General features: G+C 68.5%; 16 protein-coding genes and 1 other RNA gene. 6 read left to right on the forward strand and 11 right to left on the reverse strand.

Features of this window, described 5'->3' with window-relative positions:
- The first annotated feature begins 195 nt into the window (after positions 1–195).
- Entirely contained in the window at positions 196–747 is a 552-nt protein-coding gene (locus QNO14_RS06865; RefSeq protein WP_257506114.1) for a hypothetical protein, read from the forward strand.
- Positions 748–861: 114 nt separating this feature from the next.
- Here the strand turns inward: QNO14_RS06865 and QNO14_RS06870 are convergent, their stop codons facing one another.
- Positions 862–1,374, reverse strand: coding sequence for a hypothetical protein (locus QNO14_RS06870; RefSeq protein WP_257506115.1), 513 nt, complete (start codon positions 1,372–1,374; stop codon positions 862–864).
- 285 nt (positions 1,375–1,659) lie between these two features.
- On the opposite strand from QNO14_RS06870, the gene QNO14_RS06875 reads away from it, so the two are divergent.
- Positions 1,660–1,974 carry a hypothetical protein gene (locus QNO14_RS06875; RefSeq protein WP_257506116.1) on the forward strand — a complete coding sequence of 105 codons (315 nt, stop codon included), beginning with the start codon at positions 1,660–1,662 and terminating at the stop codon, positions 1,972–1,974.
- Positions 1,975–2,044: 70 nt separating this feature from the next.
- Here QNO14_RS06875 and QNO14_RS06880 read toward each other — a convergent pair whose 3' ends face one another.
- Positions 2,045–2,305: a hypothetical protein gene (locus QNO14_RS06880; RefSeq protein ID WP_257506117.1), complete on the reverse strand. Its 261-nt coding sequence runs from the start codon at positions 2,303–2,305 to the stop codon at positions 2,045–2,047.
- 142 nt (positions 2,306–2,447) lie between these two features.
- Between QNO14_RS06880 and QNO14_RS06885 the strand changes: the two genes are divergently transcribed.
- Positions 2,448–2,978, forward strand: coding sequence for a GNAT family N-acetyltransferase (locus tag QNO14_RS06885; protein ID WP_257506118.1), 531 nt, complete (start codon positions 2,448–2,450; stop codon positions 2,976–2,978).
- 86 nt (positions 2,979–3,064) lie between these two features.
- Here QNO14_RS06885 and QNO14_RS06890 read toward each other — a convergent pair whose 3' ends face one another.
- The 8 genes from QNO14_RS06890 to QNO14_RS06925 all read right to left on the reverse strand — a co-directional run bounded on the left by QNO14_RS06890 (position 3,065) and on the right by QNO14_RS06925 (position 11,707).
- On the reverse strand, positions 3,065–4,033 hold the full coding sequence (locus tag QNO14_RS06890; RefSeq protein ID WP_257506119.1) for a hypothetical protein: 969 nt from the start codon (positions 4,031–4,033) through the stop codon (positions 3,065–3,067).
- Positions 4,026–4,301 carry a hypothetical protein gene (locus QNO14_RS06895; RefSeq protein ID WP_257506120.1) on the reverse strand — a complete coding sequence of 92 codons (276 nt, stop codon included), beginning with the start codon at positions 4,299–4,301 and terminating at the stop codon, positions 4,026–4,028. The genes QNO14_RS06890 and QNO14_RS06895 overlap by 8 nt, the downstream gene beginning before the upstream one ends.
- A 224-nt stretch (positions 4,302–4,525) precedes the next feature.
- Complete coding sequence (locus tag QNO14_RS06900) at positions 4,526–5,848, reverse strand: site-specific integrase (protein ID WP_257506121.1); 1,323 nt, start codon at positions 5,846–5,848, stop codon at positions 4,526–4,528.
- On the reverse strand, positions 5,848–6,072 hold the full coding sequence (locus tag QNO14_RS06905) for a helix-turn-helix transcriptional regulator (protein ID WP_257506122.1): 225 nt from the start codon (positions 6,070–6,072) through the stop codon (positions 5,848–5,850). Before QNO14_RS06905 ends, QNO14_RS06900 begins: the two co-directional genes overlap by 1 nt.
- 482 nt (positions 6,073–6,554) lie before the next feature.
- Complete coding sequence (locus tag QNO14_RS06910) at positions 6,555–7,049, reverse strand: GNAT family N-acetyltransferase (RefSeq protein WP_257506123.1); 495 nt, start codon at positions 7,047–7,049, stop codon at positions 6,555–6,557.
- A 44-nt stretch (positions 7,050–7,093) separates the two neighbouring features.
- Positions 7,094–10,093, reverse strand: a complete 3,000-nt coding sequence (locus QNO14_RS06915) for a bifunctional [glutamine synthetase] adenylyltransferase/[glutamine synthetase]-adenylyl-L-tyrosine phosphorylase (RefSeq protein ID WP_257506124.1) — start codon at positions 10,091–10,093, stop codon at positions 7,094–7,096.
- Positions 10,094–10,104: 11 nt separating this feature from the next.
- Positions 10,105–11,442 (reverse strand): type I glutamate--ammonia ligase, encoded by a 1,338-nt coding sequence (gene glnA / locus QNO14_RS06920; protein ID WP_257493497.1) that lies wholly within the window; start codon positions 11,440–11,442, stop codon positions 10,105–10,107.
- 34 nt (positions 11,443–11,476) lie between these two features.
- Positions 11,477–11,707 carry an SPOR domain-containing protein gene (locus tag QNO14_RS06925; RefSeq protein WP_257493496.1) on the reverse strand — a complete coding sequence of 77 codons (231 nt, stop codon included), beginning with the start codon at positions 11,705–11,707 and terminating at the stop codon, positions 11,477–11,479.
- Positions 11,708–11,777: 70 nt separating this feature from the next.
- On the opposite strand from QNO14_RS06925, the gene ppgK reads away from it, so the two are divergent.
- Together ppgK and QNO14_RS06935 are read left to right on the forward strand one after the other, a co-directional pair.
- Positions 11,778–12,596 (forward strand): polyphosphate--glucose phosphotransferase, encoded by an 819-nt coding sequence (ppgK, locus tag QNO14_RS06930; protein ID WP_257506125.1) that lies wholly within the window; start codon positions 11,778–11,780, stop codon positions 12,594–12,596.
- Between the two features lie 96 nt (positions 12,597–12,692).
- Positions 12,693–12,872 carry a hypothetical protein gene (locus QNO14_RS06935; protein WP_257493494.1) on the forward strand — a complete coding sequence of 60 codons (180 nt, stop codon included), beginning with the start codon at positions 12,693–12,695 and terminating at the stop codon, positions 12,870–12,872.
- Between the two features lie 69 nt (positions 12,873–12,941).
- Here the strand turns inward: QNO14_RS06935 and rnpB are convergent.
- Positions 12,942–13,302, reverse strand: an RNA gene (gene rnpB, locus QNO14_RS06940) — RNase P RNA component class A.
- Between the two features lie 141 nt (positions 13,303–13,443).
- On the opposite strand from rnpB, the gene QNO14_RS06945 reads away from it, so the two are divergent.
- Positions 13,444–14,118, forward strand: a complete 675-nt coding sequence (locus tag QNO14_RS06945; RefSeq protein WP_257506126.1) for a cell wall protein — start codon at positions 13,444–13,446, stop codon at positions 14,116–14,118.
- The last annotated feature ends 17 nt before the right edge of the window (positions 14,119–14,135 follow it).

Here is a 14,135-nt window from a genome sequence, read left to right on the forward strand (position 1 = left end):
CGGCGACCCAGCAACCACCCTCCCCCTTGAAGGGCAGCAGTTGGGGTCAAGTCGAGCGATCGCAATCGGATCGTGTGCTCCCTGAGGCGTACGCGACGTCCCCCCTCCGGGCATGGCACGTATGGGGATCGTCAGGTCATTCGCGGTCGGAGGCCGCGCTGTGCGCCTTCTCCCTTGAGCTGCCATGATCGACCCGTGGATATCGCGGCTCTCATCATCTCTGGCCTGGCGGCGGTGATTGCCGGCCTCGGAACGCTCCTGTCCAACAAGCGCTCCAAGGAAGCGTTGCAACAGTCCCGCAAGGCGGTGACGACTTCGCTTTGGTCTGCTGCCCAGGAAGCTGTACAGCGCCTCATCGGGTTCGACCCGACGATGGAGCCGGTTGGCGAACGCCTCGCGAACCTGCGCATCGCGACTATTGATCTCGCCGACGAGTACACGGACTGGGACGGCCTGGACGTTTGGCTCGAGGCTGAGCGCGTCCTCGGGGCGACCCTCGGACGGCAGGTCATGGATGCTGCTGAGCCGGGTGACACGGTTGAGCAGCGGCTTGAGCGTCTCGACCCGCTGATGACATGGGCACTAGCCCTCAGCCAGAATCTCCGCCTGTTCCGAGCCAAGGGTTATGACGGACCTGCGCTACTCAAGCTGCGCGCGCACGCCGAAGAGCTCGTCAAGGACATCCATGAGCGCCACGGGTGGCAATTGCCGCCGACTTCGAATCCTCGGCTCAAGACTCTCGACTAGAGCGTGGGTGTACCCATTCCCTGCACGAGGATGCTGTCACAAGTCCTTTGGCGGCGCACGCGAAGTCCCGCTATCGTGCACCGCCCGCATGAGGATCGAGCGCACGGTTGATGCCTAGCGGCGAAGCGCTCGCATATCCACGTCCAGGACCGCGTAGTACGCCTCGCAGAGCTGATCCGCGACGTTTCGAATATCGCTCTCGGGGACGACGACGCCCTGCCAATTCTTCGTGTAGAGCGCCACGTGGCCGTCCGCTAGGGCCCCGCCCATCGCGCGATGAAGCACTTGATTGCGCCTCGTGATGGCGAGATTTGCGAGGTTGAGTGCGCGGAGGCGCTCTTCCGTCAACGCGCTCTCATCCGGGTCAGGGATGGAGTCTGGAACCTCGGGGTCGCGGACCGGCGCGTCGGCGTTGACGAACTTCCGCAAGATGACGATGAGTGCACCACCCGTCTTGCCTTCTACGAGCACATCGGTCTTCGCGTACGTGAGCCCTGAACAATCACGCACACCATCGGCCAGGGTTTGCTCGAGGAGCGCCGCCCAATAGGCGACCATCCCGAGCGCCTTCAAGCCGTCATCGCTGAGAATCGTCTGATCCGCAGCCAGCGCGTCGTCGTTGGGCACTCACTGAGACTAGCTCGCGACTGCGGAGCACCATCGCTGGCCACCAAGCGGAATCGTGGAGCGCCCCGCCGTGGTCGATATTGGCTCTTGGTTCGCACAGACACGGTCAGTGTCCTGAAGCCGATCTCGGTGAGTATCGCAAGTTGCACCAGCGGGTGACATCACGACCTGGAGCACAAGCGCAGCGAGCCCCGGTCGCACGCTCCCGCGCGTGCGCGACCCTCCGCCCTCGTGCATTGCCCGGTCGGGGATGGGAGCGAAGCGGGTACCTGCCACACTTCGGGGATGGAGATTCACGCGACGGGCCACGCGGAACCTGCGTACGGCATTGAGGTCCCGATATACCGAGTGCAGTTCTGGGAGCAGCCCGCACCGGGCTACGCGCATAACCTCGACGCGTTCGTCCTCGTTGGTGCTTCCGGCGTTGAGGAGGCCCTGAAGTGGGCTTCTGACAATGCACGCGGCCGAGTTTGGGAACTTCTCCTTGAGATCGAGCCGGAGCCAGTCGGAGCCGGCCTCCAGGTCCGCCGGACCGCCCTCGCCAGGCTCGCGGGGACGAACCCGACCGAGCATTCGTACGTCGTCACGCTCACTGATTGACCGCGGCCACCGCCGAGGATCCGGATTGCACGGCAACACCCTCAGCGTTCGTCGCCCGCATAGGGATCAACTAGGGCCGGCTCGACCGACGACTCCGGACCTTGAGTGTGGTGATCACGCCGACGATGACAGACAGCGCGAGCCATAGCCAGAGTGACGTGTCAATCCCGACGATCGAGCGCTCGAATGCTCCGCATGCCGACGCTCCGCTGACGGGAGCATCGGCGCACCATCCGCCGGTGATCACCGGGGCGAAGAACACCGCGACGGCGAGGATTCCCGCAATGCCGAGCCACAGCACGGGCGCAACGCGCGAACCACTCGTGGTCATGGCCTCAGCAAATCAGATATTGCACGCTCGGGGAAGAATAAATACCGGCCGCGGCCGCAGCGCCGCTCGCGTGGTCCCACCATCGCGCAACGCCCGCATGCGGATCGCTCAGCGGGCACTGTTGTGCTGAGAGAATGCGAGCATGCCGATTGCGTTGGGTGGGGAGCCTTTGGAGACGGATCGTCTCATCCTTCGGCGCCCGCATGTCGGCGATGCCGCCGTCTATCGCGAGTTGTGGACCGAGCGCGATCCTCGGGTGCCGGCTCATCGGCGGATCAGTCCGGAGGGGCGACCGACCGTCGAGGACATCGCCGCGAAAATGAGCGTCGTGCATGACGAATCCGGTCCGAGGCTTCTGACGGTAGAGCTGAGGGGTACGGCTGACGTCATCGGCTATTGCGGACTGACCGTTCACGGGATCGGATCACCCGACGAGCCGGAGTTGGCCTACGAGTTGCTTCGGGCCGCGCACAAACTCGGCTACGCGACAGAGGCAGGTCAGGCGATTGTCGCGTGGGCGAGCAAGGCGGGCTACCGGCGCTTGTGGGCAGGGGTCTGGGACTGGAACATGGCGTCACGGCGGGTCCTAGACAAGCTCGGGTTCCGAGAAGTCGGACGTGCCAAACCCGAGTCCGCCCACGGATACACCCTGCTGACGGTCAAGGATCTCTAGAAACCGCGACGTCCGCGCGAGCATCGGGCTACGGATATCCGATGTGGCGCCATCGCGTGCGCGTGACGACGAGGACGGCCACGAGATCAGAGCGGGATGTCGGGCGCTCGCTCTGCACGATCCGACGTCAGCCATTGGAAGACGGCAAGAGATGAGGTGGGAGACACGGCGCCGGGACGTAGATATCCGGTGCTCGCTACTTCGAGAGCGCGGCGGCGCGGCTCGGTGTACACGTCGAGCGGGAGCAGCCCTGCACGGAAGCGCGTCCGCGAGATTTCGGCGACACGCGCCCGCAGTTCGAGTTCGTGATCGGGGAAGTAGGCGTCCGCCAAGGCCAGAACCTCGCGGACCGCGCGCCGGTCTTCTGATTGCCGCTGCATCGCGTGCACCAGCTCGGGTGGCGTCGCCGCGTCCTGTTCACGGATCCGAGCAATCTCCTCCCGGCTACGCTTCCGAGCGAAGAACGCGTCCGCCGCGGCGGCGTTGTGTCTCCGCTCCGCAGCCAGCACCCGGTGAAGCCGGCGGTCTGGCAGCCCGGCGCGTGCGCGACGACGGGACAGGCGCCGCGCTTCGTTCTCCCGCTGCCGATAGGACTCCAGTTGAGAAGGGCTGGGTGACCACTCGGACACACGGCCGGCCGCGCGTGCCCGGGCGACCGCGCGACGACGAGCCTCGTTCGCCTTCTGCGGGTCCGCGGCCTCTCGCGCGCGCCGGCGCTCGGCGATCGCGTCACGGTTCCGGTAGTAGTAATCGCGCTGAGCCTGCTTATACGCCTCCGCGTGCTTCTGCTTGTATCGCTCCCGTGCCTGCTGACGCTCTTCCGGATGCTCCCTGGCCCATGCCTTCGCCCGCTCAATCGCCTTCTGTCGACGTTCCTTCTCCACTCGCTCGCGTTGCGCGTGCCGCCGCTGACGCTCGCGGTTCGTGTTTCGGATGTGCTCACGGTTCCGCTCGCGATAGTCGGCGTAGTACGTCGGGTGAGCGTCGTTCCAGGCCTGCCGCTGTGCTTCCTGCCGCGCGGCACGCTCGTCGTCGTTGAGCGCGTTGTCACTCATCGCGACCCATAGCGAGCACGCCATTGAGTTGGGCGAGCGCGGTGAACAGCTCTTCGCGCGTCGCCGTCGGGTCGATGATCGCTCGCGCGATGAGAGCCCGCATCCTCTCCGACTCGGTGTCGGACACATCGCCGAGTCGGGCGATACACCACTCGATGTCCTCGGCGAGACGGTATGTCGGGTCATCTAGCTGGATACCGGGGTAGTAGAGGAACGCGAGCACCGCTACGTGTTGAAGGACGGCGTCGGCGTGGTCTCGATCGGTCATGACATCAAGGTGCGCGGATCGCTCCCTCCGGGCTCTCTGCGGCTGCGTCGCCGGCACATGCTCGGTGCCGGGGAATCCGTCAACGCCGTCGCGGTCACGCCTCTTTCGCGAATGCCCGCTCCAGCAGCTCGGCCGTCACCGGCGTTGTCGTCGACGAACGTGCGCAGCAGCGGCTCGTAGTTGCTCACAATCATGCGTTGTCAGCTCTCCCTCTTCGCGGCCTTTCATGCGTCGATGCCCGCGAACACCTCGTCGAGCGCGTCGGCCGCGATTTCGACAATCAGGGCGGGGCGCTTCGCGTAGTGGCCTTCGGTGATCGCCGCGTCACTGTGCCCGAGCAGATCGCGTGCGACTTCGACGCCGGCCGTGTCCGATACCGCCGCGGCGACGGCCTTGCGGAGGCTGCGGAAGGTGAGGTGCTCGGCGTTGACCCCGATAGACAAGAGCTCCGGCTCGAACTCGCGGCGGAACATCCGTAGCAGCCCGCCGACTGCGCTGGGGTCGCGCGGACGGCCGCGCTCGGTGGTGAACAGCACGTCCTCGGGATTCCGTTCGGGATCGGGAACATGGCTGGCCACGAGTTCGCTCAGCACCTTGGCGGCGAACTTCGGAACGCGAACCCAACGCTTCTGCCGCTCCGCCTTGGGCGAGTCCTGGCGGAACAGGCCGCGGGACTTCGTGCGAACCATCGTCCCCCCGACCCAGACGAGCGCCTCCATCGTGAGGCTTCCATCCGGCTGCTCCACCGCCTCGAACCGAACGTCCTGGAACCGGATCGCAATGGGCTCCGCGGTCCTCTCGGAGGTGCCGAGCGTGATCAGGATGTAGTCGGCGAGCAGCTTGTAGTTGGGCCGTCGGCCCACCGGATACCGCGCCCGGTGTCGCTCAGGCCACTCGTCACGGATGAGGTGGAGGATGTACTTGACCTGTACCGCGTCGAGTTCGAAGTACACCGTGTCCGGCTCATCCGCTCGCCGGGTCGCGCGGATGGGGTTCGCCACGACGACCGCCCCATGCCGTGTCTGCTGGATCGACCCGGTAGTCGCGAAGTGTCCCTGCTGGATCGCCCAATCGAACATGAGCGACATCACGTTCCGAACCTTGTTTGCGGTCGTCACCGATTTCTCCCGTGCGATGTCCATGAGTAGTCCGTCGGCGCGATCGGCGGTGATGTCGGCGATAGGGATGGCTCCGGCGCGCGGGGTGACATGCGCTCGGACCACCGATGCGTAGCCATCGACGGTCTGCTCGCGGCGTTGGCGCAACACTCGGGGGTCGTCGTCGTGATACGCCGTCTTGAGCCACGCCGTCGCCAACTCCGCTACGGTCATGACCTGCGTGCGTGGTGCCAGGACTCGACCGACGGCAACATCGGCCGCTTCCTGCAATGCGGCCAGCGCCTCGGGTTCGGTCGCTCCGCTGCCGCTCGGACGACGCTCGCGCCCGTTACCGTCGTAGACGCGTCCTCGCGCGATGACGAGACCGCTCGGCTCAACGGTGTAGGTCACCTTGCCGAGTTCGCCAAGCGCGCGTTTCGGCCGCGCCATCAGTCGGCCGCCCTGTCCATGGGAGCCACGATCCGCACTGCGATGAACGCCTCGATATCCTCATCGCGGTAGCGGACGTTGTGCGCCGAGAGTGCGACGAACGGCAATCCGAGACCTCGGCTGCGCGCGCGCTCCGTCCGCCAGTCAGCGAGCGTCCTGATGGGGATGCCCGTATAGTCGGCAAGCTCCTGCGGAGTCCAGAGGCGAGGGCGGTCGGCGCTCATATCAAACAGGTAGGCGGCACCTCCCGTAGACCCCCAGGAAGACCCGTAGGGCGGCCAAGAATCGGCAAAACGGACAGGTTCTCGGACAGCCGCAGCAGCGACCCACCCCATGCTCAGCATCGCACTTCCCTTAGTTCGCAGGGAGTACGATCCTGTGGAACACCCTCCGATCTCAGATCCTGAAGCCGAGCTGTACTTCGGGGTCTGACGCTCCGGCGCAGGCAGAAGCCCCTCGGGTCACCACCCGGGGGGCTTCTGCCGTGCCGGACGGGGCCATGTGAGCGCCCCGTGGGCCGGGTGCTCGACCGTCGCTGTGCACAACGTCGGCAATCCGCGCCCGGTTGGGCCTACGGGCCTGGTTCCGGCCGGCCGCCGGCCCGATTGGCGACGTTGTGCACGTCGGACGGTGTCGACCCGAGCGCGGACGCGCCTGCGCGTGCCTGCGCGAGCTGCGGGGTCTCGACCGACACCGCCGCCGGGACTCAGCGGATGCCGTTGCGGGCGCTGCGCCGCTCGATGAGCACGGTGTCGCGCCAGGTGCCCGCGTGCGGTCCGGCGGCCGAGCGCGCGATGCGCTCACGGCGACCCACGATGCGGAACCCGGCCGCTTCGTGCAGGCGCAGGCTGGCGGCGTTCTCGGGGAACACACTGGCCTGGATCGTCCAGACGCCCGCTGCCTCGGCAGCGTCGACGAACGCGCTGAGCAGCAAGCGGCCGACGCCGCGCCCGCGGGCGGCGCGCAGGACGTAGACGGAGTGCTCCACGACGCCGCGGTAGGCCTCCCGCGCCGACACCGGCGCCGCTGCGGCCCACCCGAGCACCCGTCCGCCATCGTCAACCGCGACCACGCGGGGGTCGGACAGTCGCGCGGCGTCGAAGTCCTGCCACGACGGCACGCGCGTCTCGAACGTCGCCTCGCCGTCCTCGATGCCCTGGCGGTAGATCTCCGCCACTTCAGGCCAGTCCGCGGGCGTCATCGCCCGGATCCTGCCGGCTTCCGCCATCGCGCTCCCCTTCTCGCTCAGCCGTAGAAGAGTGTCTCGAACACGCGCCGGGCCCGGCGGGCGGCGCCGACGTAGTCCTCCTCGACCTGCGTGGCCGAGCGGGGCGGGTATTCCAGCAGGCGGCCGATGCCGTCCAGCTTTCGGCGGTCGGTGGGAAGGATGTCGCTCGTCTGACCCGATAGCAGGGTGTTGGCCGACCGCAGCCGGCTGGCCAATCGCCACGCATGCGCGAGACGCTCGGCCGCGGCCTGCGGCACGAGGTCGGCCCGCACGGCCGCGTTCAGCGCCGTCATCGTCGAGGTGGTGCGAAGCCCCGCGACCTCGTGCCCGTGCTCCAGCTGCAGCAGCTGCACCAGCCACTCCACGTCGCTGAGTGACCCCGGGCCGAGCTTGAGGTGCCGGGAGCGGTCGGCGCCCTGCGGCAGGCGCTCGTTCTCGACGCGGGCCTTGATGCGCTTGATCTCCCGAACCGCCTGCGGATCGACGGATGCCGGATAGCGCACCGCGTCGGCCATCTCGGTGAAGGCGGCGATGAGCTTGACGCTCCCCGCGACGCCACGCGCCCGCAGCAGCGCCTGCGCCTCCCACGACACCGACCAGCGGCGGTAGTACTCCTCATACGCCTCGAGCGAGCGCACGAGGGGGCCGTTGCGGCCCTCCGGGCGAAGGTCGGCGTCGAGGTCCAGCGGCACGCGGTTGTCCTCGGAGTGGGTGCGCAGCCCCGCCACCAGCTTCAGCGCCAGCTCGTGCGCCCGCTGCGGGTCGACGCCGTTCGCCCGATAGACGTAGAGCACGTCGGCATCGGACCCGAAGCCCAGTTCCGCGCCGCCGAATCTGCCCATCGCGATGACCGAGAAGTCGAGGTCGTCGGCATCCGGCGGCACGACCTCGCGCCGCACCGCTCGCAGCGTCGCCTGGATCGTGACCTCGGTGACGGTCGTGAGCGCATGGGCGATCTGCTCGATGGTCAGGTCCTCGAGCATGGATGCCATCGCCAGGCGCAGCAGCTCCCGGCGGCGGAGCGCCCGCACGGCGCGCATGGCGTCGTCGATGGTGCGGTGCCGAGCCTGTATGGCCCGCGCCTCTTCTTCGAGCACGACGCCCGCGCGCGGGCGCAGCTGCTCCCCCGAATCGAGCCAGGCCACCGACTCCGGGATCCACTCCATCAGCTCGCCGACGTAGCGGGAGCCCGACAGCACATGGGTGAGGCGTTCGGCCGCACCCGACGAGTCGCGCAGCATGCGCAGGAACCACGGGGTGTCCCCCAGCCGCTCGCTGATGCGACGGAAGGCGAGGAGGCCGTAGTCGGGATCGACGCCGTCGGCGAACCAGCGCAGCATGATGGGCATGAGGTGCCGCTGGATGGCGGCTTTGCGGCTGATGCCGCTGGTGAGAGCCGCGATGTGACGGAGCGCTCCCGCCGGGTCGCGGAATCCGATCGCCGCGAGACGGTCGTGCGCCTGTGCCGGCGAGAGCCTCTGCTCTTCGGCGGGGAGGGCGGCCACGGCCGACAGCAGCGGCTTGTAGAACAGCCGCACATGGATCTCGCGCACCTCGCGCTTGACCGACTCCCAGAGGGTCCACACCGCGTCGCCGGTGTCGGCCAGGCGCGAGGAGCGGGCGAGCTCGCGCAGGCCCTCCGGCGTGCGCGGCATGAGATGGGTTCGACTGAGCCCCCGCAGCTGGAGCCGGTGCTCCAGCACCCGCAGGATGCGGTAGTCGCGGCCGAACACGCCGGCGTCGGTGCGGCCGATGTACCCCTCGGATACGAGGGCGTCGAGGGCGTCGAGGGTACCCCGCTGCCGAACCGCCTCGTCGGCGAGTCCGTGAACCAGCTGCAGCAGCTGCACGGTGAACTCGATGTCTCGGATGCCGCCAGGGCCCAGCTTCAGCTGGTACGGGACGTCGTCGGACGGAATGTGCTCGGTCACCCGTTCCCGCATGCGCTGCACGCTGTCGACGAAGTTCTCGCGCGCGGCGCTCGTCCAGATCTTCGGCTGCACTGCGGCGACGTAGCGTTCGCCGAGGTCGGCGTCGCCGGCGAGCGGCCGCGCCTTGAGCAGCGCCTGGAACTCCCAGCTCTTCGCCCACCGGTCGTAGTACGCCAGGTGCGAGTCGAGGGTGCGCACGAGCGCGCCCTGCGTGCCCTCGGGGCGCAGGTTCGCGTCCACCTCCCACAGCGGCGGTTCCGTTTCGACGCTGGAGACGCCGCGCATCGTCAGCACCGCCAGCCGTGTGGCGATGTCGATCACCCGGCTCTCGCCGAGCTCCGAGACGACGGCGTCATCGGCACCTCCCACGAAGATCACGTCGACGTCGCTGACGTAGTTGAGCTCGCGGGCACCGGCCTTGCCCATCCCGATGATCGCCAGCTGCGTGCCCGCCACGTGCTCACGCGAGAACAGTCCGGGCCCTGTCGGCCCCGTCACCCGCGTCCGCGCGACGCACAGCGATGCCTCCAGCGCCGCACCCGCGGCATCCGCCAGCGCAGCGGCGACCGGGGCGAGCACCTCTTCGGGCGCGGGGCTGCACAGGTCGTGCACCGCGATGCGCGCGAGCATGCGTCGGTAACGCACCCGAAGGGCGACCCAGGCGGCATCGTCGCCCGACGCGGCGAAGCCGTCGACGGCATCCACCGACTGCAGCAGGCTCTGTCGCAGCTCGGCCGCGGTGGGAAGCGGCTCGGGGGCCACCGGCAGGTGCGCGAGTTCGCCGGGATGCCGCAGGTAGAACTGGCCGAAACCTATCGAGGCTCCCAGCAGCGTCCATGCGGAGCGCGCGGCACCGCGCGGGGCGAACAACGCGCGCACGGGCTCGGGGTCACGTCGGGCGATGCGGGCCAGGGCCTCGAGGGCGCCGTTCGGATCCGCGGCGATGTCTGCGTCCGCCCCGATCAGCGCCCGGCTCAGCCCGAGGCTCTCCTCCAGCTCACCGAAGAGCTGATCCGCTTCGGCGAGACGGGTGAACCCCTGTCGCGCCAGAGCGGTGAGAGCCGAGGACCGTTCGCTCGTGGACATGCGCGGGGGTTTTAGAGCATCTCCAGGTTGCTCTTCAGCTCGAACGGCGTGACCTGGGAGCGGTACTCCTGCCATTCGCGGCGCTTGTTGAGCAGCACGTAGTTGAAGACCGTCTCGCCCAGCGTCTCGGCGACCAGCTCGGAATCCTCCATGCGCTCGAGCGCCCGGTCGAGGCTGGCCGGCAGCGGCGGGTAGCCGAGCGCGCGGCGCTCCGCGTCGCTCAGCGACCAGACGTTGTCTTCTGCCTCGGGGGGAAGCTCGTAACCTTCCTCGATGCCCTTGAGGCCCGCCGCGAGCAGCAGCGCGTAGGCGAGGTAGGGGTTGGCGGCAGAGTCGATGCCGCGGTACTCCACGCGCGAAGACTGGCCCTTGTTGGGCTTGTACATCGGAACGCGCACGAGCGCGGAGCGGTTGTTGTGACCCCAGCAGATGAAGCTGGGCGCCTCGTCGCCGCCCCACAGGCGCTTGTACGAGTTGACGAACTGGTTGGTCACCGCCGCGATCTCGGGCGCGTGGTGCAGGAGCCCGGCGATGAAATGGCGGCCGGTCTTGGACAACTGGTACTGGGCGCCGGCTTCGTAGAACGCGTTCGTGTCGCCTTCGAAGAGCGACATGTGCGTGTGCATGCCGCTGCCCGGCTTGCCGCTGAGCGGCTTGGGCATGAACGTCGCGTAGACGCCCTGCTCGATCGCGACCTCTTTGATCACGGTGCGGAACGTCATGATGTTGTCCGCCGTGGCGAGTGCGTCGGCGTAGCGCAGATCGATCTCGTTCTGGCCGGGGCCGCCCTCGTGGTGGCTGTACTCGACCGAGATGCCGAGGTCTTCGAGCATGCGCACCGAGCGCCGGCGGAAGTCGTGCGCGGTGCCGCCGGGGACGTTGTCGAAGTAGCCCGCCGAGTCGACCGGCTCGGGGCCCTCCGCGCCGTACGACGACGACTTCAGCAGGTAGAACTCGATCTCGGGGTGCGTGTAAAACGTGAACCCGGCGTCGGCGGCCTTCGCGAGCGCGCGCTTGAGCACGTTGCGCGGGTCGGCGACAGCGGGCTGGCCATCGGGCGTCGTGATGTCGCAGAACATGCGCGCGGTCGGGTCGATCTCGCCCCGCCACGGCAGGATCTGGAAGGTCGACGGGTCCGGGTGCGCGAGCAGGTCGGACTCGTAGGAGCGGGTGAGGCCTTCGATCGCCGAGCCGTCGAACCCGAGCCCCTCGGCGAACGCGCCCTCGACCTCGGCGGGGGCGATCGCGACCGACTTCAGGGTTCCGATGACATCGGTGAACCACAGGCGGACGAACTTGACGCCGCGCTCCTCGATCGTGCGCAGTACGAAGTCACGCTGCTTGTCCATCGCTTCCCCTCCGGCGGGTGTCGCCCCGGCCAGCCTACTGGTCGTCGGAGCCCGCGCCGCCCCGCGCCGAGCCTGACCCCCACGAGTCCTCGCGGGCCTCCTCTTCGGCCCACGCCCGTGACCGGTCGGCGAGCAGCTTCGGGGCGCGCGCAGCCTCTTCTTCGGTGTCGAAGGGGCCTGCGCGATCGACGGCCGGGGACTCGTATCCCCGCTCGACCTTGCCGGTGGTCAGGTTGTACCAGTACTTCTCGGCGCCGCTGGTCATGATCCGCCCCTTCGTCGGTGTGCAGCCCGATCTTACCGAGGGCCTCCGACGGCCTGGATAGGCTGGAGTCATGAGCAATGCGATCACGGCAGTCGGGGTGGACATCGGCGGCACCGGCATCAAGGGCGCCCTGGTCGACCTGAAGACCGGAGTCCTTCTGAGCGACCGCGTCAAGGTGCGCACCCCTGCCGGTGCCGAGCCGGATGACGTGCTGGCCGCGGTGCGCCAGGTGCTGGACACCCTGGGCGTCAGCGACGCGGAGGTGCCGCTGGGCGTCGCGTTCCCGGCCATCGTGAAGCACGGCCGCACGCTGTCCGCGGCGAACGTCGCCGACACGTGGATCGGCTTCGAAGCGGAGAAGTTCTTCGAGGATGGCCTCGGCCGTGAGATCCATTTCGCCAACGACGCCGATGTGGCCGGCGTCGCGGAGCTGCGCTTCGGCGCGGCGCGTGATGCGGCCGGGCTCACGATCCTCACGACCCTCGGCACCGGCATCGGGTCGGCGATGATCCACGACGGCGTGCTGATCCCGAACTCCGAACTCGGCCACCTGCAGCGGGCCGGGGAGACCACGGACGCGGAGGCCTACGCCGCGTACTCGGCGATGGAGCGCGAGAACCTCGACTGGCCGCAGTGGGCCGCGCGGCTGCAGTGGTACTACAGCCACGTCGAGTTCCTCTTCAGCCCCGACCTCTTCATCGTCGGCGGCGGCGTCTCGAAGCACGCCGACCAGTTCCTGCCGCTCCTGGACCTCAAGACCCCGATCGTTCCGGCTGTGCACCGCAACAACGCCGGCATCATCGGCGCCGCGGCGCTCGCGCTGGCGACGGCCGGGACGGATGCCGTCGGTGGCGCCGCCGATTCCCTCGCGGAGGCCACGACCGGCTGAACCGAGGCGAATGGCCGGCCCCGCCCCGCTATCCTCGAGCCATGAGCTGCCAACGCTAGCCCCGTCCGGGGGCGGCGACCGACGAGGGGAACCTCTATGCGTGGCATGCTCTGCGACACTCTTTTCCGCCTGTTCGGCCACCATGTCTGCTGTGGCCGGATTCCGAGCTGGACCGCGCGCGTCGGCCAGCGCTGGGACACCTGGGACGTGGCGCCGTGGAATCTCTACAACGTCATCTGGCGTGTGCAGCACTGGGTGCGCAGCGGGATGAGCTGATCTGACGGACTCACCGTGCCCCCGGACAGCTTGCGGCGGAGAGGTCTGCGCCCGCCGGGCGGGAGAGGGCGAATGGGCCGGCCTGTACGCCGGGTTCTGTTCGGGGGCCGAAGCCCCGTTGACGGTCATCTCTCTCGGCGACACGTTGCCGTGCCGCTCCAGCGGCCTACCCGGGGACTCGGCGGGCCGCGTCGTCATCCCCTGTCTGGCCTTGCTCCGGACGAGGTTTACCTTGCGGGTCGTGTCACCACGACCCCGGTGGTCTCTTACACCACCCTTTCACCCTTACCGGGACCGAAGTCCCGGCGGTCTGCTCTCTGTGGCACTGTCTCGCGGATCACTCCGGGTGGGTGTTACCCACCATCCTGCCCTGTGGAGCCCGGACGTTCCTCGGCGCGGTTTCCCGCTACGCGACCGTCCGGCCGACCCATTCGCCCCCGAAGTCTACCGGTGCCCGCTCTGACGCAACCGACATGCCGCCCGGAGCCGTTGTCTCCCTGCCTCGCCTGGAGTAGCCTCTCGCGCATTGGGGAACGGGCAATGGGTGCCCGCCATCGGCCTTTGGGGAGGCATGATGTTTCGTTCAACCGTTTCGGCGATCGCGCTTGCCGCGCTCGTGATCATCGGGGCTCCGGCCGCAGCATCGGCTGCCACGCCGCCGCCCGACCCGTACACCCCGGATCTGGTGGTCGAGCCGTCTTTGACGGGGTCGTCCGCCGTCGGCGAATGTCTGCGGGACGCACCGTACATCGATTACTCCGTCGTGCTGGCCGACCCTGACTCTCAGGTCTCTGAGACCGCCGTCACGATGACGCTGACCAACGGCGTGCAGTCGACGGACCCGATCCCGCTGGGCGATCTCGTCGATGGTCGTCTGTCGGGGCGGGTGCTCTGGCCCGGTGCGGTCGTCGGCCCCGACGGCGCCGGCGTCGGATGGCCCGGCTACGAGCTGGTCGACGGCGACTGGGTGCGCACCGACGCCAACTTCGCGTGGACGCGCGGCAATGTCACCGCGGTGCTCCATGTGAATCCGTCGATCTCCGTTCCGATCTCCTACCCGCAGGCGACTCCCGAGTGCCTGACGGCCACGACCGCGAGCACGGGTGCGTCCGGCGGCTCGGCCGGTCTGGCGGCGACCGGGGGCACGACCGCCGTGCTCCTGCCCCTGGGGCTCGGGGCCGGTGCCCTCGTCGCGGGTGGCGCGGGTCTTCTGCTGCTTCGTCGCCACCGGTCCGCGCGATCGTGACACGGACACCTCCCGCG

The sequence above is a fragment of the Microbacterium sp. zg-Y625 genome (genome assembly GCF_030246925.1).
Classification (GTDB): Bacteria; Actinomycetota; Actinomycetes; order Actinomycetales; family Microbacteriaceae; genus Microbacterium; species Microbacterium jiangjiandongii.

Bases quoted from the DNA above. Each gene is read 5' to 3' on its own strand.
- QNO14_RS06875 (WP_257506116.1), top strand. From the start codon at position 1,660: ATGGAGATTCACGCGACGGGCCACGCGGAACCTGCGTACGGCATTGAG.
- QNO14_RS06880 (WP_257506117.1), bottom strand. From the start codon at position 2,305: ATGACCACGAGTGGTTCGCGCGTTGCGCCCGTGCTGTGGCTCGGCATT.
- QNO14_RS06885 (WP_257506118.1), top strand. From the start codon at position 2,448: ATGCCGATTGCGTTGGGTGGGGAGCCTTTGGAGACGGATCGTCTCATC.
- QNO14_RS06890 (WP_257506119.1), bottom strand. From the start codon at position 4,033: ATGAGTGACAACGCGCTCAACGACGACGAGCGTGCCGCGCGGCAGGAA.
- QNO14_RS06895 (WP_257506120.1), bottom strand. From the start codon at position 4,301: ATGACCGATCGAGACCACGCCGACGCCGTCCTTCAACACGTAGCGGTG.
- QNO14_RS06900 (WP_257506121.1), bottom strand. From the start codon at position 5,848: ATGGCGCGGCCGAAACGCGCGCTTGGCGAACTCGGCAAGGTGACCTAC.
- QNO14_RS06905 (WP_257506122.1), bottom strand. From the start codon at position 6,072: ATGAGCGCCGACCGCCCTCGCCTCTGGACTCCGCAGGAGCTTGCCGAC.
- QNO14_RS06910 (WP_257506123.1), bottom strand. From the start codon at position 7,049: ATGACGCCCGCGGACTGGCCTGAAGTGGCGGAGATCTACCGCCAGGGC.
- QNO14_RS06915 (WP_257506124.1), bottom strand. From the start codon at position 10,093: ATGTCCACGAGCGAACGGTCCTCGGCTCTCACCGCTCTGGCGCGACAG.
- glnA (WP_257493497.1), bottom strand. From the start codon at position 11,442: ATGGACAAGCAGCGTGACTTCGTACTGCGCACGATCGAGGAGCGCGGC.
- QNO14_RS06925 (WP_257493496.1), bottom strand. From the start codon at position 11,707: ATGACCAGCGGCGCCGAGAAGTACTGGTACAACCTGACCACCGGCAAG.
- ppgK (WP_257506125.1), top strand. From the start codon at position 11,778: ATGAGCAATGCGATCACGGCAGTCGGGGTGGACATCGGCGGCACCGGC.
- QNO14_RS06935 (WP_257493494.1), top strand. From the start codon at position 12,693: ATGCGTGGCATGCTCTGCGACACTCTTTTCCGCCTGTTCGGCCACCAT.
- QNO14_RS06945 (WP_257506126.1), top strand. From the start codon at position 13,444: ATGATGTTTCGTTCAACCGTTTCGGCGATCGCGCTTGCCGCGCTCGTG.